This is a genomic window from Ruegeria sediminis, assembly GCF_005938215.1.
Lineage (GTDB): Bacteria > Pseudomonadota > Alphaproteobacteria > Rhodobacterales > Rhodobacteraceae > Ruegeria > Ruegeria sediminis.
In genome coordinates this window covers 23,155-44,302 of the sequence record NZ_VCPD01000012.1, presented here as the reverse complement: position 1 = coordinate 44,302, position 21,148 = coordinate 23,155, and the positions used below count along the sequence as shown (strand labels likewise).

Below are 21,148 nucleotides of genomic sequence, written 5' to 3'. Positions count from 1 at the left end.
CGGGTGCAGGTGCTCTCTCTGTCTGTTTTTCGTTGTGACCCGTCAGGCCACCCCAGGGGCACCCCCCAGATTCCCTCATCGGGGTAATTTAGGGGGTGCCCTCCCCTACCCTCTTGAATCCAAACAGCTTGTTGACGTTCTGAAGGATCATTCGCGGACAAGTGTCGCTTGCACGCTGATTTCTTGGATCTGGGGTTGTCCTGGATCCAGTTTGCTCACTTCCCGCTGGTGGCGTATTATCCTGGTATGGGTATCGAAGTTGTCATCTCCTGTATTATCGGGGCGTCCATCGCGGGTCGCGGGCTTTGATTTAGCCGGTGGGCAGTCAAACAGGGTGGCGAGCCACGCAAAGTGTATCCTGAGTTCGTTCAGAGGATCATCGAGCAGATTGATTGGTCCAGACTCGATGCGAGCATGGATCCGCCTCCGAAACGCCGCGTGAAGGAACTGTAAGGCGCCTCATACGCCCTGCCCTAGTTTCTGTGGTCTCAGCAGCGCCGTTGGCTCCATTTCTCCTCGTTCGATTTTGCTTATCAGTGATGCCAAGTACGCCCGATGACTCTGAATGCCCTCTGCCCGCTGTAGAATGTACCCCAGAGTCATGAAACAGGTTGCTGGGCCGTGCGTAGCTTTCATTGCACTCCAGGTCTCTCCAAGCCGGAGCTGGTCTGCTATGGTGTCCATCAGTCGACCACAATGTGCCTGATCTCGCGCAAACTTCAGTTCTGAGCACAACCGTGGGAATGCGTACTCCATCTGATCAGAGGAAATCTGAATCTGAGAAGAATTTTCTTTCTTACTATCAGGATTCAATGAGTGCTCTTTGTGCCCCTCAGTTCCACTGTTGCCGCCCCTCAATTTGATGGGCTTGATGGTTTCTGATTGGGAGTTTTCCACAGAAACAAGCTCGTTGATCTCGTCCAGCAGATCCTGAAGCACATCCTGCTGAGGCCGGCGGCGCAGGATGCGGCGGGCGCGATCCAGTAGATCGTGGATGCCGTCTGCGATGGTCCCCTGAAGGCGGGTCAGCGCCAATGTGCATTGATCCCGCAGCACCTGGAGTGCTTCCTGCATGCGGCGATATTCACCCGCCAGTGCTGTGAACTCAGCATGCCTGGCAGCCAATGGCAGCAGAGACAGTCCGCTCACAAGGATCACCTGCCCTGCCCCATTGCGCCGCACCCAGCGCTTACCATTGGCTGCTGTGATGCGCTGTATGATCTTGAGATCTACCAGTCTCGCAATGTGGCGCTCAACTGTCTGAATGCTGACGTGAGCGCGCCCGGCTATTGCGGCGTTGCTGGCGTAGACGATGTGATGATCGTCCGCGATTTCACTGATTCGATCAGCTGACATGAATGAAAGCATAGCCCGCAGGATTGAGATGCTGGTCGCCCTCAGTCCAAGCGGCTCTCGCGCTTCCTCAAGGGCGCGGAGCTGCAACCATTTGGGTGCACTGCTCCCCTGCCCGGTCGATGACCTGGCTGCTCCTGATGGAGCGAAATTGGATACTGTCCTCATGGTTTTTGTCAGCAGACATAGAATACCCGTTCGCCCGAAGACGTTTTTTTGTTGTGAAGTGATTCGTGGGCTGCTAAAAATTAGGTGTTCAGACTAATTCCACGGTGACGTGGTGCAGCCCTCGGAGCCTCCGGTTTCGAGGGTTTTCTTTTCTGCCTTCCTCCTTTGCTTCGTTGCCTCTTCGTGAGTTAACAGCTGTTAACTGCCACCCGCCTCATCTGCGGCGCTCTCTTTTTCGAAGCGCTCGCGAGATTCTTGGATCACCTGGCTGATATTTGACTTCAGCCAGTTCGCAAATTCAGGGTCGTCTTTGCTACTCACTTTCATGGACAAGCCCCCTGCCGTAGTTTTGATCGTCACACCCTTAACTGGCTCCATGACGTCCGGTTCAGTGCGAAGACTGGACAGAAGGTGGCTCAGTTTCTTATCGGACGAAACGTCCGGTTTCAATTCGCCAAGACGTGTATGAGCTTGCTTTACCGTAAGCACTCCCTCTTGAATGGCCACCGCCAATGCAGTCCATTTTGGGCGTCCTGACTCTGGGGCTGGCCCGATTCTGTCCCCTAGGTCATCTGGAATAGTATTTGTAACCCTCTCGAACTGGCTCAGCGCATTCTTGGAGATGGACAGTGCTGTATAAGTCTCGGCCTTGCTATAACCCTGTTTGAGAATCTCTTTGGCGAACCTCGCACGCTCGTAGAAGCTGAGATTGATACGTGAGGCATTCTCCAGCCCCTTCGCTTGTAGCGCTTCATGGTCGTCCATCTTGCGTATTAGGGCTTTGACATTCTGATTCAGGTAGCGACACGCAAGAATGCGTCGGCGACCATAAATCACTTCGTAGTGTCCAGGGACATCCTGGGAGGGGCGCAGCAGGACAGGGACTTGTTGGCCACCGGCGGCTTTGATGCTGGCAGCTAGCTCAACAACAGTTTCATCAAAAGCCTGGCCCTGGCCTCCATTGTTAACAGTTGTTAACTCGACTCCCAGACGGTCTTGTGGCCCCCAAGGAAGAATGAGGTTTGGGTCGATTTCCTGAATGCCTTGAGCGGCAATAGCGTTCCTGTTCCGGTCAGAAATCCTCGATTGTTTCGCATGGCTTGCCGGCGGCGAGACGCTCTGTCCAGAGACGCCGGCTTCAATTGCTGCGGCCATTCCAATCTTGTTTCTTATGTCTGCCATTTTCACCGCCCCCAGTTTTTTTGAATCATCCCTGCAACCTCGGCGCCAAATGCATCCATGGACGCTCGGGCGCGGTCATAGGTAGTTCTTGTGATGTCCGAACGATTGATTTCGAAGATCGAACACTTCAGCATCGCCGCATCCGCAACAGCAGTGCTTCGAAGCGTTGTTGCGGATAGCACCTGTTTTTGGAAAAGCGCACGCATCAGCCCTGTGATTTGTTGAGAGGGGACATCGCTCGGGTCATCACGTGTAATCAAGAACGAGAAGTCCTCAAATTCGATCTCGATGCCCTGCTTCTCGAATGCCTCAATATAGTCCGCCATCATTTGCAGAAACTGCTGGGTGCTTGCGACATCCAGCATGCTCGGTGTCAAGGGCACGATGATCGACGTGGCTGAAAACAGGCCGGCCATCGTGAGGTAGCCGAGACTCGGCGGGCTATCGATCACGACAACGTCGTAGTCAACCTCAACCTGTTCGATAGCGTTCGACAGGCGAGTGTAGAATGGAACACCCTCTTGAGAGTACACAGCCGTGTCGACCTCGAATTCGGAGAGGATCAGGCGGGCAGGGGCCAAGTCTAAGCCTGGGAAATAGGTTTTTTGAATACACTCTTGCATCGGCAGAGCGTCTTCGTATCGCATTGCGTCGTAGACACTCTGCCCGTCGAATTCGAGTTCTGGGTTCAGCCCGCAAAATCCGGTCAATGAACTCTGTGGATCCAAATCTATGGCAAGCACGCGGTAGCCTTGCAGTGCAAGATAGTGGCAAAGATGGATTGCGCTTGTAGATTTTGCCGACCCACCTTTGAAATTCATGAACTGAATTACCTGAAGGTGGTCGTCATCCCGACGGCCGGGTCGATATTTGCCCGGCTTGCGCGATCCCGCCTCCAGGATTTGACGCATTTCCCAGATTTCGTCGCCACTGTAAAAGCGACGACCGCTTTTGTTGACGGCAGGCTCCGCGAGAGATCCGTCGGCGTGGCCCTTGCGTAGAAAAGCTGGGGTCACACCAATAAGTTCAGCGGTTTCGGTTGCAGAGAATAGTCGCAGGCTCTTAACGTGGTCAGGCGAGTATGCATGTTCAAGATGCGCAGTCAGCGCAAGTTGTAGACGATCAGAAATCTGTCGGGTAAATTGAGACTGCGTAGCCGCGTCGATTGGCGTTGTCTGCAACATAGTTTTTATTTTCCTGCTCGAATTCGTGCGTTTGCGCAACTTGCCATCATTTAGGCACATGGCAGGTGATTCATGTCAAGAGGAAAATCAATAGGTTGTGTGTGCTCTCTAGATTGGCACAAGGCGAAAAGCCAGTTAACAGCTGTTAACTCTGGGGGAGGGTAGGGGGTTACGCTGGATACCTTGCATCCTACGCCCTGGCGAGCTTATAGACCTCTGAAAGCGGATCCTTGATCGGCTCAATGGTCTCAAGATAATCCCGCACACGCTGAGACGCTGCCTCGCCGTTGCGACCCCATACGCCATCGACTGGGATCACATCTGCGTCGGAGATGGATCCGAGGTTGCTTTCAGTGATTAATGTATCCAGCAGCTTCTTTGTGCGCGCGGGACCCTCGGAATGGGCTATGACTAATCCTCCTGTGAGCGAGCCAGATCTATCACTGCATCCACGCATTTGGGATCATCCTAGGCATCGATAGGTCGTTTCATCCTGATCTCCTGATACCGCTGAATTGCCCACAAACAACCGTCCCAGGAATTCCAAGAACGGGGTAGGGCGGTTAGTACCAGAATCGCACCTGGCGTTTTCAGTGGGGCAAATTCTGGCGCGTCGCCGCGTGATTTGACACGTACCTGCATACTGCCCGCCTCACGCTCCAAATCCTCCAGAGGCCAAGTCGTTTCCGGGCCTGCTCGCTCGTAAACAGCGCGGCCTCGAAAAGATCTTCGGGATCGAAATCCGCATTTGTCTCGATCTCGATCTCCTGATGTTCCAATGGTGGCAAAAGTTTCATCGCAACTCGACCGTCACGCACCTCGCCGGTCGCCTGGATCGTGGCCGTTGATGACAGCATTTTCCCTTGCGACAAGTAGAGACCCAGCTTTGACCGCTTCTTGAATGGTTCTGCCTGACTCTTCATTAACAGGATGGCTTGTTGGTATTTGATCGACAAGCCGGCTCGCGAGCATAAGCGCAGGATCGAAGAGAAGCGGCCTAGCATCCGGGCGGAGAAGTACCGCCAGGAAAAGGAGGGAATGGCTATGTTGGGCAGGGCGCTATTCGCCCCGCTTCACGTATTTCATCATCGCAAACTGGCCAGCAAACATTGCTATCCCGCCCATTACCCACAGAACCAACCCGCCGGCATCTCGGCCCATCATCCAATGGAAGAGGATGATTTCGACAGCACCAACAACAAGTGTCGTCACAACAAAAATGAAGATGGGCATCGGGCGATCAGGAGTCCCAAGCGCACAGCGTGACATCAGGATTCTGCCAGCACGCGCCATCACGGTACAGCGTACCAAGCATGCTATTCGCTTTGCTTTCACGGTCACTCCACGCTGCGATACCGATACCTGAATCTTCTAGATAAAAGTAAACGAATGCCAGGCGGTCATCGATATCTGCCGCGAAAAAGTCGCCGCCTCCCATTGGATCGAAAACACAGGGGCCCTGCATCTCAATCTGGCCATCGATCTGAAGAAAGCAAATCTCTGCGCTGGCGGCTGCGGTTGTCAGAAGAAGTGCGGCGGCGGATGCAATGGTGTTTTTCAAAGTGTTTGTCCTTAGTAAACTCGATTCACTCGTTAGCTGCACTCAGATTCTGGCGAAATTTGGGCTTCAACAACGAAAGCCACCAAGATCAAGCATTGTCAGAACGACAACGAATAGTAGAGTTCTCCTATGGAATCATTTGGTCAATTTTTGTTTGGTCTGGGTAAGTACTTGTGGTCGCTCGCAGCAATCTTTGCCGCGCTAGTTGTGGGAAACCAAGTCTACGTATTTCTTGCAGACGGAGTCTGGCCTGAGCGAGACCTTTTTTGGCTAATTGCACCCGAGGGTTGCGAGAAAGCCGCTGAAGGTTTTGGAGCCAAAGATATCTGCCGAGAAAACTACATTGAGATCAGTAGCTGGGTGGGCCTAAACAAAATTTTGAACTTACTTTTGGATATGTATTTACCTGTTCTGATTTTGGTTTTGGCTGCGGTGATCTTCTGGTTTCTTTGGAAACTTGCTGATTTGGTTGGAAGCGAGTTTTCGAGCTAGTTGCTCCTTACGAATACCCCGCAGCCCATGCCCTCGACAACCGCTGGACCTGCTCCACAGGATCCAAAAGGGCAGGGTGGGTCACTAGATACTCCCTCACACGACCCCCAGCCGCTGCGCCATCCCGGCCCCATTCGACATCAACTGGAATCACCGCTTCATCCGAGGTGAATCCCAAGTTTGCTTCATCCAGGAGCCGATCCAGCAGCTTTTTCGTATGCTGTGGGTCTTCAGCATGGCACCATTTTCCTGACGCTCGCGAGATGCGTTCAAGGGTCTCCCTGGCAACATCTGTTGCCGGCGGAGAATCTCGTAGATCGATTTCTGATAGATCAATAATTTGGCGGGGCCAGGACAGGGCAGGATAGATCGGTGAAGACCATACATACTCGTCTCCGTCTTTGATCCCCAACAACGCAATTTCAACCGGCCACAGTTTCCCGCGGACATTTGCACTTCGGATCGCAACAAACATCTCCTCCATGTCGGAAACGTAGTAGTCCGCGGCTGTCAGCTCTCTCATTTTCTTACGTGCTTTCTCGATAGCAGCGATGGCATCTGTGAAAAAACCATCGAGATTGAACTCGGCATTGGTCTCGAATTCAATCGTCTCACCTGACGGCATAACAACTTTCATGATTGCTCGGCCATCTCGCACTTTTCCTGTTCCAGAGATCTCACAAGTGAAAACATTTGGACGCTCATTTTCTCCTGTTGTCATGTGATATCCGCTTGTTTGTATGCGTAGGCCATTGCCGCCGCTGAAGCTTCCGCGCGTAGCACATTCTGGGTGCGCTGGTAGTATCTGTTCACGCGCTCAAGCCGAGGTGCGGTCAGATTGCGGGCTCCAAGGAGCTCGTCGAAACTGATGACCATGATCTTCCGCGCATCTGGCAGCTCGGCGAGCAGCATGTTCAGGAGGCGATGATCGTTTTGTTTATCGAGTACAACGAGTGTACATCGTTGGGCATCAACAATGTTGACAATGCGGACTGCCGCGTCTGCCGGGGCAGGGGCCTTCAGGAGATCATCAAATTCGATCCCGTGGCCTCGTTGAGCATATGTACTCCATTTTTTCACGTCCCAGTTGTCGGACGGCCGGATCAGAGTCGACCAGGATTTTGTGGAACCATCAGCTTGGTTGCTCGCAAATCCGATTTCGATTGGCCATCCTACGTACTGGCTCAGATCGCTGGTCGTGAAAGCTAAGAAAACCGGGTTCATTTCTCACGCACCCTCAAGAAACGCTGACGCCAGGCGCCTGGCATCGGCTTCGGCGCGATGCGGGGCAGGGTGACTGTCGAGATAGTTGTACACCCGTTCCCAAGCCTTCATGTCCTGAGACATCCTGGTGTTGATCAGGGTATCGAAATCCAAGGCTTGGACTCTCTGGTCGCTAGGATGTTCATCCATCAGCACTCGAAGCCAATTCGCATCAAATGCAGGGGCATCAGAGTAGAGCACAAAATCACTGGTTTCTGCGCGCTGAATAAGCTCGTCCGCAACATCTCGCGGGGCAGGGGCGTCGTACAGTTCATGTCTGTTGATGCCAGTTTTGAGCTCGGCGGCAAGGTCCCAATCTTCCAGATCCCAGGATGCTGCCGGCCGGATCAGTGATCCCCAGGATTCAATCTGGCCGTCATTGATAGTTGCAATGCCAACTTCAATCGGCCAGCTGTTTTGGCTCAGAGAAGATGCCTCAAAATCGATGAATGAAATCGGTGCCATGGCTACAAACTCTCGATCACGCAAGCCACACACTGCTGGTCACCGCGGCCGGGGCTATGCGCAAGCTGACCAATGTATCCACAGTTCGTGCATTTCCGGCTGCAATCGAGATTTGCATTCAATGGATAATTACTAAGATCCCGTTGTTGTCGCCGGGCTTCTGAATGCGCGCAAAAGCAGCATAAATTACGGACCCAGGCGCCCAGCCATTGTTGACTGCAATTGTTGCCGCAGACCTCGCAGCTCCGGTTGGCTTCGCGGCAAGCTTCGTTGATGTGCAGTGAAATGTAGTCTGGGCCATCATGCTCGGGCTCATGCAGATAGATCCGCAGCTCACCAAATTTTTGTTTGATTTGGAAAACGCGAGGATACTCCCGATTTTTCTGGTCACAATGTTCTTTGATGCTCTCAAAGCAGCGCGTGACGATCTCGATCCAGCCCAGGTTTTTGCGTCCGAGATTGCGAGCAACGGATTCGCGGATGTTGTCATAGTCGATTGCGGAGTGGTCAGTCATCATGTGTATACCCCGAATTCGATGCGGCTCAGCAGTTGACGGAGCTGCTCTGGACCGTCAGGCGCCTCAAGAACTTCGGCCGGCGTCCGCCACTCAAGCGCAAGAGCAGGGCGCTCTACCCAAGCTTCGGCAAGCTGCTGCGAACTGAGTACTTTTTCAGCTTCCAGCAGGAGTTCACCACGAGTCATCAAATCACCTATTAGAGTTGTTTTGTTAACTATTTAGGAGGGTAGGGCAGCCGCCGCATGAGTCTGTCGATTGGCTCTTCGGGGCCATTAAACCCAATCCGCAGCCCATCCAGGCCCCAGGACATATGTGAAATTTCCGGTAGTTCTGTGTCGGCAGCGATCTCGTCATCGAGCCAGTCAAACATCACTTGTTTTGCGGCCTCGGGCGCAACTAGTTTCGAAATTTCTGTTCGAAGTTGCCGCCACTTTTTCTCATCGCATTCAGTCATCGCTATCACCCTCGATTGCCACTCGGACTTCATGAGCACAGCGCTCCAGCAGATCGTCTGCACGCATGTGTCCGGTGACCTTGAATACTTCATGGCGGAAAGTGAAATCGTGGCCGTAAACGACAGTGTATTTGACCGCCTCGGCCGCCGGATCCTCCGCTTTCTGAAGGATCTGCGACTGAATTGAGACCAGATTTGAAGCCATTTTCAGCAGCCAGTCGTTCATAATGCAGACGGGGCACCTGGTCTCATTCCACGCTTGGACTCTCTGGCCGAAGTATCCGCATTCTGTGCAACACAGATCCCGGTCGACTTCTGGTAGCCGCTGGTTCAGTATGTACGGCTCCGGGCTGTGAACGCCTCTGCGCTCATCAATCAGATCATGCGCGCACCAGGAGCACCGGCACGCAAGATATCCATAAAAATCCTGTACACGGGCTGCGTTGCCACAGATTTCGCAGGTACTCTCGGCTTTGATCTCGGCGCGTTCGAGAACAGAGAGAACGTGGTCCGGGGACGGGTCCGTGTAGATCCTCAGGCCCCCAAGCTTCTGCTTGATCTCGACGATATTCGGCGGCTGGTCTCCGGTGAAATCAGCGTGTTCCTTGATCGTCTCCAAAACCTCAATCACGAGTGGAATCCACCCCGGCCGGGATTCCATATGGCGTTTGACGCTTGCTTCGATGTCAGTCCAGTCAATGAGATTCCGCCTCATCGTTTGCTCTCCAGAATTTCGAGACGCTCAGACATCCAATCAATGGCATCCTCAACGCTGCCTGGCCGGTCAGAATGCAGGGACCTTCTATGCTGTGCGAATTCGGCTTCGAGCCAATCCATGGTGACCTCGACGAGCCGCTGGTGGTGTTCATTGAGCGGCTGGTACATGTCATCAGGCAGCAATTGCTTGAAAACATATGCACCCATATCCGGATGCGTCTCACGCAACCGGCGGCGCATCTCGTCGAGCAGCTCTCTTGTCGTCAGATCTCTCAAACGATCAGCCATTTATGCAACTTCTGCAAATTGGCTGACAGAGCTCATACCCTTCTGTATTCCGATCACTGTAGTTGCCGCACAGCGCACAGACGTGCTCAGAAATCTCATTATATTTGTCAAAAAGGTCATAAATCTCTTCGTTGCCAACGTCTGTGTGTGCGTCCAGCTTCCCAAATTTCTCCTTGATATCAGTAAAATGTGGTTGAGTAGGGTAATCTTGGGTCATCACTCTGAGCTCATCCAGCATTTCGCGCACCAGCGGAACCCAGCCTGGCCCGACCGACGGGACGAACGAAGTAATAGTGTCGGTATTCACAAAAAGTGGATAGTCGACACAAAGATCAAGGGTTTCTGTTGTCATCTTATAGGGTCCCCAAAAGACAATTAATCCGGCTAACCGGCATCATTTTTTTTGAATTCACCTTTGATTCTAACTGTTGCCATCGATTTGTTTTATGTTTTGATTGATCTGGCGTCAATGGAAAATATACCATCTGAGAAGTGTCGCTATTAATTGGTATTTTGCAATTTGCAAGTTGCCAATTAATCGGAATTGCGGATGCAGTAGCGAAGCAGGGCGAGACGGTAAGTGTTTTCACCAAAAAACATGGCCAAGTTTGGCTGTTGTGTTTGTTTTGGAACAATAGGTCCCCGGTATTTTGCAAGGTTAGTATTTCTGGGGTTGGGGCTGCTGTATGACTGTAGGTATTGTTGTTCTTGTAAACTGTTTATTGATCTCGCAAAGTGTTTTTGCAAGAAATTTTGATAAAGACCTTGCAATCAATTTTTGGGCGCGCAATATGTCTATTAACCGGAGTGGTTATGAGCAATAAATTGGAATCAAAAATGGCAACATTGAAACTGACTACGCGAGACGAAAGTTACAATTTTGAAACCGAGAAGCAGTACCTCCGCGATCTGTATGGCCGGGCGACTACTCACACACTTTCGTTTGAGGAAATCCAGGAAAAGATCTGGGACTTTGAGGACATGCTCAAAGATCGAGGGGTATCCATAAAAAACATGATCGGCGCGAAGGTTAAGTTTACGCCAGGTTTCGATTTCCCATCATCATATCGCGGCGGCGTGCTCACGACTTCCATTGAAGCCAAGCGTGTAGGTGATGGCTGGCGCCTGACAAGGGCCGTGAAAAAGCACATTTATCACCAGGCAAGCCCCAAGTTGGAAATCGAGTTGGGGCAGGGGGCAAAGGCAGACATCGAGAAGAATGCATTCAAGAACCTGAAGTTTGCGGAGGCGGTGTAGTGGAAATCAGCGAGTTTTTGAACTGCGTCGAATCCAACGACGAAACCAGGGCTGAATTCGGCAAATACGTTAAAGAAGCTCGCCGCAATGTCGGATTGACACAGCAGCAGCTGGCCGTAAGGACGGGTCTCAACAACCCATCTTTCATCGCAGCAATCGAGGCTGGGAAGAGCAGACTACCTGCGGAGCGACTGGAATTCTTCGCCGAGGCATTGGAGTTGGAGCCAAGAGCCTTGGCTTGGGAAGCAATCAAGGGCTGGGACATGGATGTGTTTATGTCTGTGATCACCGAGCCTTTTAGAGCGAGAAAGCAGTCATGACAGACGAGCAAACAAAAAAGAATACTATGACTCTAAACTCGGATCCCGCATCCGGTATTTCAGGTCGGCACAGTGGGAAGGAGGCCTAAGAGTTCGAAAAGGGCAGGTGACCAAGTTCATCATGAATGGAGTGGGATACAGCGCAACTATGCAACCAAACACCGTTTTTCGTGATCACCAGTGGCTGACATTTATACGCGAGGATGGCGAGGAGGCAGGAGCATTCGTGGAGGAAAGGAACCTGAAGCGCGGCTATGCGGATATCAAAGAAGCCATGCTGTCGCTTGTCCAGGTGTTCCCCTCGATGTCGCCAAAGTTTGTGGGCGAGGGGGTGGCATGATGCTCGAACAGGACCGCAAAAAAATGGATGAGCTTGTCGAACAGTACAAGATGGCTCTAGCGCTAGAAGACAACCCATCTCCCTACATGCATCCTGACGCGCGAGATGCCTTGACAGCTATTGTTCACTACATCTGTGAGCGGCGTTTGGGCTTCGGGGGCGTTGAAGCATATTTCAGTGAGACGGGCGAGGTGAGCTACCCCCAGAAAATCGGACGCTGACGTAAGCTATGATTTGCTGTCTGCTGATCTTCGACGAGAAGGAGATCAGAGATGTCGAAACGGAAGCAGCATTCGCCTGAGTTCAAGGCGAAGGTGGCGCTTGAGGCGCTGAAGGGTGAGCAAACGGTGGCCGAGCTGGCAAGCCGGTTCGGGATTCATCCGACGATGATCCACACCTGGAAGCGGGCATTGCTGGAAGGCGCATCCGGCGTGTTCGAACGTGGTGGCAAGAAAGCCCCCGAGATTGACGAGGAGCAGGTCAAGGAGTTGCACGCCAAGATCGGGGAGCTGGCTGTAGCCAACGATTTTTTGTCCAGAAAGCTCAAGCCGTGGACCGGAAAGTGAGGCGGGAGATGATCGAGACAGTCAATCCGGATTTGTCCATCGGCAAGCAGTGCCGACTGCTGTCGATCTCGCGGTCCTCGTTCTACTACCGGCCCAAGGGCGAAACGGCGCTGAACCTCGCGCTCATGCGCCAAATTGATGAACAATTCCTTGAGACACCGTTCTTCGGGGTTCGGCAGATGACATGGCACTTGCGCAACGAGGGACACCTGGTCAACGAAAAGCGCATCCGCCGGCTGATGCGGTTGATGAGCCTGATGCCGATCTACCAGAAGCCCAACACCAGCAAGGCGGCGAAGGGGCACAAGACCTATCCCTACCTGCTCAGGGGGCTGCGCGTTGATCGGCCCGGCCAGGTCTGGGCCGCAGACATCACCTATCTGCCGATGCGGCGCGGGTTCCTGTATCTGGTGGCGATCATGGATTGGCACACGCGCAAGGTTCTGGCCTGGCGCATCTCGAACACGCTGGAAGCCGAGTTCTGCGTCGAGGCGCTGAACGAAGCCATCCATAAGTTCGGCCCGCCCGAGATCATGAATACGGATCAGGGCAGCCAATTCACATCGTTTGCCTGGACGGACCGATTGCGCCGATCCGGTGTGCGCATCTCCATGGACGGCAAAGGCCGGTTCCTCGACAATATATTTGTTGAACGGCTCTGGAGGAGCCTGAAATACGAGTGCGTCTACCTGCACGCCTGGGAGACCGGATCGGAGGCAAAGGCGGGCGTCGGAAAATGGATCGAGTTCTACAACCGCAAGCGCCCCCATTCCGCCCTTGGCGGCAGACCGCCAGCCGTGGTCTATTGGCTGAGAAAAGATGAAACCCAACCCGATCAGCAGGAGCAAAAAGTAGCTTAACTTACGCCAGATCCTGTCCAACGGATGGGGAGTAGTTCAGTCGCCCGAGCAAGCTCCGAAGGTTTCTTGCCTTCGAAATCTTTAGGGAAGATGTCCGGAGAATCCGAAACTAGGTTTTCTTCTCTTTGTAAATCCTCCCAGTTCTCCAGGGCTCTACCAAACAGATTTTCCTTTGAAATGTAAGTTACGAGGATACTCTCAGCACCCCTGGTTTTTATTGCAAACAAACCATCTGATGTCGGGATTGGCACAGAATTTTCTTGTTTGAACAAATTGATTGTGGAAATCCATCCGGCAATTCTTCTGGTATGCGCCTTAACATCCCCAAGTGTTCTTGCACCCCCTCTTAAATACAGTCGTTGAAGCGCGTGGTTTGTTATAACAGAATGCGCCCTTTCGTAGTGCGTCCAGGTACCCTTTGCATCTTGATCAAAAAAATGACTGCGTAAAACGATACGAGGTAATTTGCCCTGCTTCTGATATGCAACCAGGAACCTCAGCTTTCGATGGTTTTTCTGAGAACCGAAACCAAATATCTCATCCTGAAAGGCGTGCAGTAGGGAACGAGCCAGCCGCTCTCGATCTCGTTGGCTCTTCCCTTTACCGTTTGACCTCTTCAGGGCATCTTCGAAAAATTTCAAGAAATCGCCCTCAAAAAGTCGGCACTCCTCGACGATCTGGCGTGCATAGCCTTTCGCTAAATATTCTTTTTCTTCCAATAGATAGCTCCAAGTTTCAGTCCACGCGTCCGACAAAGTGGTTGTTGCGGCTTTGGTTTTCAAGCCACTGGTTCTGTGATCGTCCCATGAGGGCGCTCTTGACATCAAACACCAGGATACCGGCGACCGTATATCTGGTCACGTGGCCATCGGCATCGTGCCGACCGCCGCTGTCAGCTTTCCGGGCAATCGACCAGTGCTTCGATGTAGATGTTTTCGAGAACTTGGCGCTCCACAACAAGGCAGCCGCTTACAATCTCAATGGCTTTGACTCCGCCCAGAACATACTGAAGGTCTGCGTTCACATATCCCATGGCGTCTCGGTGAACTGCAAAATATGTATCGGGGATCTCGTGCTTCAGAACCCGATATGGGGTCTCTCCGACAGTGACCTCTTGTGCCGGCGCAGACAAAAGCCATCCCAGGCTTCCTGCTGGCAGCGATGCACAGCTCGCCACCGCAAGCGTCAAAACCAGCATCAAAGAGACTTTTGCCATGACCATTCGAGATATCCCGACCACGGTTAAATCAATACTATTCATGTGATCTACAGACAGAATGTCCGCTTACTACAAATTTGTTTTACGCGATCTTCTTGGTCAGGCAGCGACCTTGATCGTGCCTGATGCCGACTGTGTGCAGGCGGTGGTGGCCAGCCAGTCCGAGTCATCGCCAAAATGCGCCTTCTTGACGGTGTTACCCTGGAGCCGGAAATAGAATGGCGAGTAACCATTGTAGCCACCAAAGCTGTTTTTTGCGTCCATCTCGCCGCAGACGATCCAGTCGCCCTCGGCCGTCTTGTAGTGAGAGACGTTGCGAATCTTCATGCTTTCCGGGTCTTTCAAGGCCGCGGCCATATGCGCTTTCGCGGTGGCCAGGTTGCGTGATGACGCCTGAACCGGGCTCACGGAAACGTCTCGCGTGGGAACACAGGCCGTCACAAATGCGGCCAGAACCGCAACGAGTGAGATGCTGATAAAGCGCGAAAGATTCATGAAGTTTACCCCTGATATGATTATTGGCCGGACTAAAGCACAGCTCCAAGTCGGGGACAACTCCAACGCGACTCTTCCTGCGATGGAAACTACTTGAAATTTTATAATTTTTATTATTGACTTCTGGTAATAAACCTATGATTTCGCTCCTAAATCTTTTGGGAGGCGAATATGCACATTATCATTGGGTTCGGGATCCTGGCCGCAATCGTGGTCGTGGCGAAAAATGTCCACGCAGTCACTGGCACAAGTCTTTTTGGAGCTCTTCTTACCGGCGTCGTCGTTGTGTATGGCGGGATCTGGCTGGCTTCAAACCTTTTCCGAGCATTGGTCAATTCCCAAGGGCAGGAAGCCCCTGCTCAGTCTTCAGGGCTGCGTCTGGGCGGTCGGACAGGCAAGGTGATGCTGAATGCCTCAGGGGTGCCTGAATTCCCCGGCTACGATCCGGTCGAGTTGATTTCCGCCGTTGTTCACCTCGGGAAGATCAAGATGATTCCGAGTGATCTGTACTATGCCATGCTGAAGGATATCGAGGAGAGCACCCTTGGTTCGACGATGAAGACCATTCACAACACAATGGGCCTTCAAGAATTCAAGAAAACCGTGCCTTCCGAGTACCGGCCAAACTTCAGCCTCAACCGGATGGCTATCGTGCACGAAGCCGGACTCCTTTCGGACGCGGAGCGGGAAGCTGCCATCATCCAGGAAGAAGAAATGGAGAAGATCTACGACCTGGAGCACAAGGGTGGCGAAAACGATTTCGAAAACATCATGGCAGCTGCCAGCCGGGACTGGAATCGGAAGGAATCCCTTTAACAAATCGACCGGCGCACATCTTGGCCAGACCGTGCCCGCAGTTTTTGTTCGATACCAAAAGAAGCACCCTTTCGGGGGTAAAGCCTTTGTAGTTAAATGTTGATGCAGGTCTCAGCTAGGGGCCGCCATTTTTCTTTGATCGGTGCGAAAATTCGCCAGCGGCCAATCAGTGGTGGTGTCTGTCGGATCTCCGCACCGAGCCGCACCATGGACGCCCCATGCGTAATCTCGACAACTTGAGCGGATGCCTCAAACCTGAAATGGCCGGAAATCGTTCCGCCGTTGACACCATTCGATGATTCGGTTCGGGTCTTCCTCGCTCGTGTGCTCGGACGTGTTCGAGATGATCGAATTCGGCCGCTACTATGCGAGCGACATGGGCCTCAGGTAATTCTCGCGCAGATGCGTGAGGAGCAAGCTTTGGAGCGGCGTCAAGCGCTTGCCTGGCGCCTTTTTCATCCTGTAAATCGTGGCATCCGAAACTTGCATGAGGTCAGCGAGATCTTTCACAGTGAGGCCGAGTTCGACCCTGGCTTGTTCGAGATCCTCGAACTTTGCCGGCCTGATATCGTTCAAAATGACAATTGTTCGCGCTGAGAGTTTCATCTTCTGTCTCCATGAATGAGATCAGTAGATGACTGTCAGTGTGCAAGTGTCGATTGTCCTAGTCGGCAAAGCATACTCTGCCGTCGCCAAATTTGTCACTCTTGAATCTGAATCGAGAAACGCGCGAAAGTGGGTGATGGCCTGAGGGGCGGCATATCATGGCGGTGTCGAGACGCCGTCAATTCTCTGCCGAGAAAAGGATACCGATGGCGGTGGCCGACCGCAGAAAATCTGCGTATCGTGGAAGAAACCTTGTATTATGGCGAAATCCCATTCCTTACCTGATCGATAAATATTTGTTTAGCTTTGGAGCTTAGTCTACCTCGAAGCTATTTTCGGCAGAAACAGCAGGTGGAGCACATGGTGTTGCTCGAATGGTCTTACTACCCAAGCGGCCTCGGTATCCGCAAGGATGACTTCTCATGGCAAGCCTCTTACCAGCGTGATCAGCGCTTTTTCTTGCGGAGAAGCCTGGACGACTTGTCAGCCGTTACTGACATTCTTGTCGGTGACCAAGGCGACGACACCTCAGCAAAGCTTTTTTCAGAGTTTCTATGGAGAACGGGCGGGATTGCCACGGAGACGCTTACCTTGAACAACATAGCAAATCGATCTGACAAGCCAGACGTTGTGGTATCTTCTTTTGACTGCATAACTGCAATAGCAAAAAGAGCATTGGGTATGTTAGATGTGACCGTTGCAGACAGCCACTTGCAAGAGAACGGCAGGTTTTGGGACGCCGTTATACGATTGTCCATCCCGGATAAATCTGGCTCTTTGAGAAACTGAAGCTGTGCGTCGTTCTCACATAACATGGCTAGTGGGGTCTCTGGCCACAGTTGCACTCGCAGCAATAGGCGTTTCAGCAACCGTTTTTAGCAATGAACTGAATGCTCTAGTCCGGCAACATGTATTCACTTTAGACGCGACGCACTGGATTTTGCTCTCATTGGTTGTCGTTGCGTTTCTTCTTATTCTCTTGTTTGCATATCTAAACGCCGGAAAGAATGAAAGAATTGACGAGCTGGAAGCTCGAAATCGCGACCTTGTGGAGCAGCTTGAGACTGATACTAAAAGCGGCCTATCTAGCTATGACTTTTTCATAAGAAAATTTGACGATGAATATGTTCCAGCTGCACGCGAGGGCAGCGTTTTCTCCGTTCTGATGATCGACATAGTGGGCTTCAAAAGCATCAACGATACGCTCGGCCATGATGCTGGAGATGAAGCCATTTCTCTTATTGGAGGCTTCTTGAAGTCTTTCGTAAGAGGAAAGCGTGATTTGGCTGCCCGATACGGAGAAGCCGCTGATGAGTTTTTCTTCATTATCTCTGGAGATACAGCCGCTTTGACTGGTTTCACAAACCGACTTCGGCGCGAGCTAGAGCAAGAGTGCACGGAAAACTTCGAACTATTGAAATCAGCTGGCATCGTTTTGAAGTTTTGGTCAAGCGCAACAAGTGTTTCGGAGAATGATTCCTGGGAGAAAGCCAAGACACGGCTCACCAAAGGATTAGTTCAAGCCAAAGATATACCTACTGAATCAACTGTAATTATTGCATCCGATTGATGCTGCGAGCAAATTGAAACTATACGCCACTTTCGGTTTTGGCGCTGCACATTGAACGGATTATATGTCAGAAATATTGACTCAAAATTTTCCAACCCTTCTTTGCGGCATTCGAGAAGTTGTGCCTAGGTTTTGTGACCCCGGCGAATACGACGGTTTTTGCCTTCATAGCTTGCAAAAAGAGCAGACGCTCATTTCTGCGGCTGTTTCAAGTTTAAGGTACCCGGCATGCTGACCGCGCGAGACATGGGCCGCACGCGCAACCCCAAGTAGCGCAGCGGGTGGCCATACGCGGAAAGTCAGCTACAGAACGGCTTAGGTGAACTTCCTTTTCAGGTCAGCAATGCTGTCTTATTTAACATAACGCTAATTATCGGCTAAAAGGCTTTCAGGTGTCAGCGAATGGCCGGCGGATCCGGCAGACGCCCGTCGTTATCGATAACCTTGATCATGGTTGGAGGAATGTCACTCCACCGCCAGAAAACGACATTGATATCTCCGGGCCCCGCCAGCTTTGCAAAGCTCTGAACGCGAATTCCCGCAAAACCTTCTGCAATCAATTGATCGGCAACCCTGTGGGAATCAGGTGTCTCGCCACTCAGCATTTCATCGAGCCAGCTTGGGCACTCCAGATGGTGAAACGAGATTCCATGTTTTGCAAGGAGGACGGAGTCGGTTGCGTCAAATACCGGGCCGCAATCCACCTCATACTGACATAGTGTCAGCGGCTCCATTGGCCGTCCGATTGGGCTGGCCTCACGGATCGCAGTTAGCGGGTTTTCGGACAAATAGAGGGCTGAAACGCCGATCTTATTGAAGCGGCCGCCATTTTGGCGGGCGCCCTCTCCTGACTCTGGAGCCCAGGACCATTCGGGATTGTGAGCTCTAAACAGCGGGCCTTTGTGCTGCATGCCTAGGCGTAACCGCCCGCTGCGACATGATCCAAGTAGCGGCGAACATGATTTGCCCTGCCTTTTTGGATCAACTGTTCGGCCGTCTGCCCTCCGAAGCCAATGATCGGCTCTGATCGCATCCAGGCATAAGCAGCCAACGCGGAGCCAGTGAACTTTTCCACCCGGTTCAGGATTTCCAGCATCTCACGAAGCCGGGTTTGTGTGCGGACCGATCTCAAGCGGTCTTTTCGTGCAAAAGCATCGCGGGAAAACCCAATGGTTGCCGCAATTTCAGATTGCGTCGTACGCAACTTTCTTGCCATTTTTTTAGGGACGAAGATTTCGTCTTCGATGAGTTCAGCGAGTTCCATAGTCATTCCTGCCACACACTATTACATATATTGCTGTTGCCTTATGTGTTGTCAAGAGCGGCTCACTTTCCAAAAGTCACCAACTCCTCGTCATCCCTCCGACCCCTGGATCGTTCAAGCTCCGCCAATTTTTGTTGATGTTTCGAGATCTCGCGAGCCATCTCGCTGACAACACGGTGAGCACGCTGGAGCGCCTGGTCCAAGCGCGGTGTTAGCCGGCCGTAGTGACGCAGATGACTGCGAGCCAGATCGAAGGTACTCTGATGCTGGCGCCAGGATCGCTCCGTCTCCCCTGCCCTGAGCGCCGAATACGCCATAGTTTTAAGGGCTTTCTGGATCTCACGATCTTCTGGGGAATGATAGATATCGTCCCAGGAGCCACCAAACGGCAGCTGAAACTTCTCCCATTCCTCGGGATCACCTGAAATTTCTATAGAAAACCCGTCGGTCAAATGCACCACGAACCCGTTACTATATTTTTTTGCGGTATTGAATCTTGCCCGTGCAGCCGGAGGTAACGTTCCTCGTCCCTCTCGTATTCGATCCTGGTCTCCCTGGCATCAGCTCCGAGCACGATGGCCACGCGCTCATCCAGTTTTTCGAGGATCGTCAGCATTTTCTCCAGTGGAATGCCGTCGACCTGACCTTGTTTCATGGTCACGATCTTCGTGCGGCTCAGGCCGATCTTTTTGGACACATCACGCTGGGATAGACCTGTTTCCGAGATCCGTTTGGTGATCTCAGCCGCCAAATTTTGCTTGATCCGCTCTGATTTACTGATACCTGTGACATGCATTGCCCTGCCCGTCTTCGATTGTTGTGGTGTCTAAATTGGGACCGCGTGAGCAGGATACAATTGGAGGCAGATGGTTTGCTGAGTCTCTCCCTCAACACCTGACATTCACTGCCCGCCGCATCAGCTCAGATAATGCGGACAAAGCATGGGCATTCGCTGCGGCTGCTTGAAGGCCCGCTTTCAGAGAGATGTTTAGTGCTAGCAGATCGGTTCTGACGACTGACGTTCACCATTGAGTCCGATTGTCGCTTGCTGATCTTCGCCTTATGGTTTGGACAGCTATTCAAACCGGAGCAAGATTGTTGAAGTCAGTGTGCGCAGGATGTTTGGAGATCTACTATGAAGAATTGGGCCCGGCTGATGGTGATCCGGTCATCCTGTTGCACGGTTTCCCCTATGATGTGCGTGCATTCGACGCCGTCTCTACTCGCCTGACCGAACGTGGGTATCGCTGCCTAATGCCATACCTACGAGGCTATGGCCCCACGCGCTTTCGCTTCCCGGATGCGATGCGGTCAGGCCAGCAGGGAGCAATAGGTGCCGATCTGCTGGCGCTCATGGACGCACTCTCGCTTAAGAGCGCCTTTCTGGGAGGGTATGATTGGGGTGGTCGCGCCGCTTGCATCGTTTCCGCGCTCTGGCCGGAGCGTGTGCGGGGCCTGGTAAGCTGCGGGCAGGGCTACAACATTCAAGATATTGCGCGTGCTTGCGAACCTGCACCTGCCGTAGAAGAAGCCCGCTATTGGTATATGTACTACTTCCATACAGAGCGTGGCCGAGCCGGATTGACACAAAATAGGCGTGACATCTGCCGTCACATTTGGTCGCTCTGGTCACCGAGCTGGCAATTTGCCGATGCTACATGGGAGGCGACTGCCCCATCTTTTGACAATCAGGATTTTGTCGAGATCGTTTTGCATTCCTACCGTCATCGTTTTGGCGGTATTCTAGGTGACCCTCAGTATGACGATATCGAGGCGCAGCTTGCTCAGAAGCCAAAGATCACCGTGCCCACCATCGTACTTCAAGGGCGGGATGACGGCGTCGATCCCCCATTCGAAGACGACTTCGACCAGCCTAACTTCACTGGTTTCTATGATCGCCGGATCATTGATGCAACCGGTCACAATCTACCGCAGGAAGCACCTGAAGCTTTTGCAACCGCGATGCTTGACTTGATGGAAATAGCATAGGACGAAGCGACCATTCGAGCGGCGCGCAGCATCCATCAAAATGGACTCGAAGCCGCTGTCGGCCCATACTTGTCAGATGACCGCTCAGCGCAACCGAAGCGGTCGATCAGACACTTGAGGTCAATGTCCGCTAAGCGAAAATTCATCCAATCAAACTGCCAAAAGAGCCTTTCGCAAGGCATGTGTTTCCCGTAGCTCAAT

33 protein-coding genes are annotated in these 21,148 nt (G+C 52.4%); 10 read left to right on the top strand and 23 right to left on the bottom strand.

Translation table 11 applies throughout. From position 1 onward, the window contains the following. Positions 1 to 459: 459 nt before the first annotated feature. From FGK63_RS20425 to FGK63_RS20405, 6 genes are all read right to left on the bottom strand, one after another. Positions 460 to 1,521, bottom strand: coding sequence for a helix-turn-helix domain-containing protein (locus FGK63_RS20425; RefSeq protein WP_138845780.1), 1,062 nt, complete (start codon positions 1,519 to 1,521; stop codon positions 460 to 462). A 198-nt stretch (positions 1,522 to 1,719) separates the two neighbouring features. After that, positions 1,720 to 2,703 (bottom strand): ParB/RepB/Spo0J family partition protein, encoded by a 984-nt coding sequence (locus FGK63_RS20420; protein WP_138845778.1) that lies wholly within the window; start codon positions 2,701 to 2,703, stop codon positions 1,720 to 1,722. 2 nt (positions 2,704 to 2,705) lie between these two features. Then, positions 2,706 to 3,887, bottom strand: a complete 1,182-nt coding sequence (repA, locus tag FGK63_RS20415; RefSeq protein ID WP_138845775.1) for a plasmid partitioning protein RepA — start codon at positions 3,885 to 3,887, stop codon at positions 2,706 to 2,708. 590 nt (positions 3,888 to 4,477) lie between these two features. Next, positions 4,478 to 4,843, bottom strand: a complete 366-nt coding sequence (locus FGK63_RS20410; protein WP_138845773.1) for a hypothetical protein — start codon at positions 4,841 to 4,843, stop codon at positions 4,478 to 4,480. Positions 4,844 to 4,946: 103 nt separating this feature from the next. Further along, complete coding sequence (locus tag FGK63_RS20865; RefSeq protein ID WP_171052730.1) at positions 4,947 to 5,120, bottom strand: hypothetical protein; 174 nt, start codon at positions 5,118 to 5,120, stop codon at positions 4,947 to 4,949. A 7-nt stretch (positions 5,121 to 5,127) separates the two neighbouring features. Then, positions 5,128 to 5,448 carry a hypothetical protein gene (locus FGK63_RS20405; RefSeq protein ID WP_138845771.1) on the bottom strand — a complete coding sequence of 107 codons (321 nt, stop codon included), beginning with the start codon at positions 5,446 to 5,448 and terminating at the stop codon, positions 5,128 to 5,130. Positions 5,449 to 5,577: 129 nt separating this feature from the next. Here FGK63_RS20405 and FGK63_RS20400 point away from each other — a divergent pair, with 129 nt between their 5' ends. Continuing rightward, complete coding sequence (locus tag FGK63_RS20400; RefSeq protein ID WP_138845769.1) at positions 5,578 to 5,940, top strand: hypothetical protein; 363 nt, start codon at positions 5,578 to 5,580, stop codon at positions 5,938 to 5,940. A gap of 7 nt (positions 5,941 to 5,947) precedes the next feature. On the opposite strand, the gene FGK63_RS20395 is transcribed toward FGK63_RS20400, so the two are convergent. Genes FGK63_RS20395 through FGK63_RS20355 form a run of 9 tightly spaced genes read right to left on the bottom strand, consistent with a single transcriptional unit; the run spans position 5,948 to position 9,997 of the window. Then, positions 5,948 to 6,661 (bottom strand): hypothetical protein, encoded by a 714-nt coding sequence (locus FGK63_RS20395; protein ID WP_138845767.1) that lies wholly within the window; start codon positions 6,659 to 6,661, stop codon positions 5,948 to 5,950. Further along, positions 6,658 to 7,164: a hypothetical protein gene (locus FGK63_RS20390; protein ID WP_138845766.1), complete on the bottom strand. Its 507-nt coding sequence runs from the start codon at positions 7,162 to 7,164 to the stop codon at positions 6,658 to 6,660. The genes FGK63_RS20395 and FGK63_RS20390 overlap by 4 nt, the downstream gene beginning before the upstream one ends. A 3-nt stretch (positions 7,165 to 7,167) precedes the next feature. Continuing rightward, positions 7,168 to 7,668, bottom strand: coding sequence for a 3'-5' exonuclease (locus FGK63_RS20385; RefSeq protein ID WP_138845764.1), 501 nt, complete (start codon positions 7,666 to 7,668; stop codon positions 7,168 to 7,170). A gap of 2 nt (positions 7,669 to 7,670) precedes the next feature. Beyond that, positions 7,671 to 8,186, bottom strand: coding sequence for a hypothetical protein (locus FGK63_RS20380; protein WP_138845762.1), 516 nt, complete (start codon positions 8,184 to 8,186; stop codon positions 7,671 to 7,673). Next, positions 8,183 to 8,371 carry an antitoxin Xre/MbcA/ParS toxin-binding domain-containing protein gene (locus FGK63_RS20375; RefSeq protein ID WP_138845760.1) on the bottom strand — a complete coding sequence of 63 codons (189 nt, stop codon included), beginning with the start codon at positions 8,369 to 8,371 and terminating at the stop codon, positions 8,183 to 8,185. The genes FGK63_RS20380 and FGK63_RS20375 overlap by 4 nt, the downstream gene beginning before the upstream one ends. A gap of 29 nt (positions 8,372 to 8,400) precedes the next feature. Further along, complete coding sequence (locus FGK63_RS20370; protein ID WP_138845758.1) at positions 8,401 to 8,640, bottom strand: hypothetical protein; 240 nt, start codon at positions 8,638 to 8,640, stop codon at positions 8,401 to 8,403. Then, a complete protein-coding gene (locus FGK63_RS20365) occupies positions 8,633 to 9,355 on the bottom strand; it encodes a hypothetical protein (protein ID WP_138845756.1) in 723 nt (240 codons plus the stop codon). The genes FGK63_RS20370 and FGK63_RS20365 overlap by 8 nt, the downstream gene beginning before the upstream one ends. Next, positions 9,352 to 9,645 carry a hypothetical protein gene (locus FGK63_RS20360; protein ID WP_138845755.1) on the bottom strand — a complete coding sequence of 98 codons (294 nt, stop codon included), beginning with the start codon at positions 9,643 to 9,645 and terminating at the stop codon, positions 9,352 to 9,354. The genes FGK63_RS20365 and FGK63_RS20360 overlap by 4 nt, the downstream gene beginning before the upstream one ends. After that, positions 9,638 to 9,997 carry a hypothetical protein gene (locus FGK63_RS20355; RefSeq protein WP_138845753.1) on the bottom strand — a complete coding sequence of 120 codons (360 nt, stop codon included), beginning with the start codon at positions 9,995 to 9,997 and terminating at the stop codon, positions 9,638 to 9,640. Before FGK63_RS20355 ends, FGK63_RS20360 begins: the two co-directional genes overlap by 8 nt. A 461-nt stretch (positions 9,998 to 10,458) precedes the next feature. Between FGK63_RS20355 and FGK63_RS20860 the strand changes: the two genes are divergently transcribed. The 5 genes from FGK63_RS20860 to FGK63_RS20335 all read left to right on the top strand — a co-directional run bounded on the left by FGK63_RS20860 (position 10,459) and on the right by FGK63_RS20335 (position 12,988). Further along, the gene (locus tag FGK63_RS20860) at positions 10,459 to 10,902 is read left to right on the top strand and encodes a hypothetical protein (protein WP_171052729.1); all 444 of its coding nucleotides are present in this window, start codon (positions 10,459 to 10,461) and stop codon (positions 10,900 to 10,902) included. Next, the gene (locus FGK63_RS20350) at positions 10,902 to 11,222 is read left to right on the top strand and encodes a helix-turn-helix domain-containing protein (RefSeq protein WP_171052728.1); all 321 of its coding nucleotides are present in this window, start codon (positions 10,902 to 10,904) and stop codon (positions 11,220 to 11,222) included. The genes FGK63_RS20860 and FGK63_RS20350 overlap by 1 nt, the downstream gene beginning before the upstream one ends. Before the next feature lie 106 nt (positions 11,223 to 11,328). Beyond that, positions 11,329 to 11,562, top strand: a complete 234-nt coding sequence (locus FGK63_RS20345) for a hypothetical protein (RefSeq protein ID WP_138845748.1) — start codon at positions 11,329 to 11,331, stop codon at positions 11,560 to 11,562. After that, positions 11,559 to 11,783 (top strand): hypothetical protein, encoded by a 225-nt coding sequence (locus FGK63_RS20340; RefSeq protein WP_138845746.1) that lies wholly within the window; start codon positions 11,559 to 11,561, stop codon positions 11,781 to 11,783. Before FGK63_RS20345 ends, FGK63_RS20340 begins: the two co-directional genes overlap by 4 nt. A gap of 51 nt (positions 11,784 to 11,834) precedes the next feature. Continuing rightward, a protein-coding gene (locus FGK63_RS20335) for an IS3 family transposase (protein ID WP_138845745.1) occupies positions 11,835 to 12,988 on the top strand; the annotation gives its coding sequence in 2 pieces (ribosomal slippage) (positions 11,835 to 12,096 and positions 12,096 to 12,988; 1,155 coding nt in all). Here FGK63_RS20335 and FGK63_RS20330 read toward each other — a convergent pair. From FGK63_RS20330 to FGK63_RS20320, 3 genes are all read right to left on the bottom strand, one after another. Next, on the bottom strand, positions 12,985 to 13,770 hold the full coding sequence (locus FGK63_RS20330; RefSeq protein ID WP_138845743.1) for a hypothetical protein: 786 nt from the start codon (positions 13,768 to 13,770) through the stop codon (positions 12,985 to 12,987). The two genes, FGK63_RS20335 and FGK63_RS20330, sit on opposite strands and share 4 nt — an antisense overlap. 110 nt (positions 13,771 to 13,880) lie before the next feature. Beyond that, positions 13,881 to 14,249: a hypothetical protein gene (locus tag FGK63_RS20325; RefSeq protein WP_138845741.1), complete on the bottom strand. Its 369-nt coding sequence runs from the start codon at positions 14,247 to 14,249 to the stop codon at positions 13,881 to 13,883. A 57-nt stretch (positions 14,250 to 14,306) separates the two neighbouring features. Continuing rightward, positions 14,307 to 14,702, bottom strand: coding sequence for a hypothetical protein (locus FGK63_RS20320; RefSeq protein WP_138845739.1), 396 nt, complete (start codon positions 14,700 to 14,702; stop codon positions 14,307 to 14,309). A gap of 171 nt (positions 14,703 to 14,873) precedes the next feature. Between FGK63_RS20320 and FGK63_RS20315 the strand changes: the two genes are divergently transcribed. Then, on the top strand, positions 14,874 to 15,518 hold the full coding sequence (locus FGK63_RS20315; RefSeq protein ID WP_138845737.1) for a hypothetical protein: 645 nt from the start codon (positions 14,874 to 14,876) through the stop codon (positions 15,516 to 15,518). Between the two features lie 363 nt (positions 15,519 to 15,881). Here FGK63_RS20315 and FGK63_RS20310 read toward each other — a convergent pair whose 3' ends face one another. Then, positions 15,882 to 16,124, bottom strand: a complete 243-nt coding sequence (locus tag FGK63_RS20310; RefSeq protein ID WP_138845735.1) for an antitoxin Xre-like helix-turn-helix domain-containing protein — start codon at positions 16,122 to 16,124, stop codon at positions 15,882 to 15,884. A gap of 360 nt (positions 16,125 to 16,484) precedes the next feature. On the opposite strand from FGK63_RS20310, the gene FGK63_RS20305 reads away from it, so the two are divergent. Together FGK63_RS20305 and FGK63_RS20300 are read left to right on the top strand one after the other, a co-directional pair. After that, positions 16,485 to 16,913 carry a hypothetical protein gene (locus FGK63_RS20305; RefSeq protein ID WP_138845733.1) on the top strand — a complete coding sequence of 143 codons (429 nt, stop codon included), beginning with the start codon at positions 16,485 to 16,487 and terminating at the stop codon, positions 16,911 to 16,913. A 31-nt stretch (positions 16,914 to 16,944) separates the two neighbouring features. Continuing rightward, entirely contained in the window at positions 16,945 to 17,694 is a 750-nt protein-coding gene (locus FGK63_RS20300) for a GGDEF domain-containing protein (RefSeq protein ID WP_171052727.1), read from the top strand. Positions 17,695 to 18,089: 395 nt separating this feature from the next. On the opposite strand, the gene FGK63_RS20295 is transcribed toward FGK63_RS20300, so the two are convergent. From FGK63_RS20295 to FGK63_RS20280, 4 genes are all read right to left on the bottom strand, one after another. Beyond that, entirely contained in the window at positions 18,090 to 18,605 is a 516-nt protein-coding gene (locus FGK63_RS20295) for an RES family NAD+ phosphorylase (protein WP_138845729.1), read from the bottom strand. 2 nt (positions 18,606 to 18,607) lie between these two features. Further along, positions 18,608 to 18,958, bottom strand: a complete 351-nt coding sequence (locus FGK63_RS20290; protein ID WP_138845727.1) for an antitoxin Xre/MbcA/ParS toxin-binding domain-containing protein — start codon at positions 18,956 to 18,958, stop codon at positions 18,608 to 18,610. 62 nt (positions 18,959 to 19,020) lie between these two features. Continuing rightward, entirely contained in the window at positions 19,021 to 19,416 is a 396-nt protein-coding gene (locus FGK63_RS20285) for a hypothetical protein (RefSeq protein WP_138845725.1), read from the bottom strand. Continuing rightward, a complete protein-coding gene (locus FGK63_RS20280; RefSeq protein ID WP_138845723.1) occupies positions 19,407 to 19,754 on the bottom strand; it encodes an XRE family transcriptional regulator in 348 nt (115 codons plus the stop codon). The genes FGK63_RS20285 and FGK63_RS20280 overlap by 10 nt, the downstream gene beginning before the upstream one ends. Before the next feature lie 326 nt (positions 19,755 to 20,080). Here FGK63_RS20280 and FGK63_RS20275 point away from each other — a divergent pair, with 326 nt between their 5' ends. Next, a complete protein-coding gene (locus FGK63_RS20275; RefSeq protein ID WP_246044099.1) occupies positions 20,081 to 20,947 on the top strand; it encodes an alpha/beta fold hydrolase in 867 nt (288 codons plus the stop codon). Positions 20,948 to 21,148: the final 201 nt, after the last annotated feature.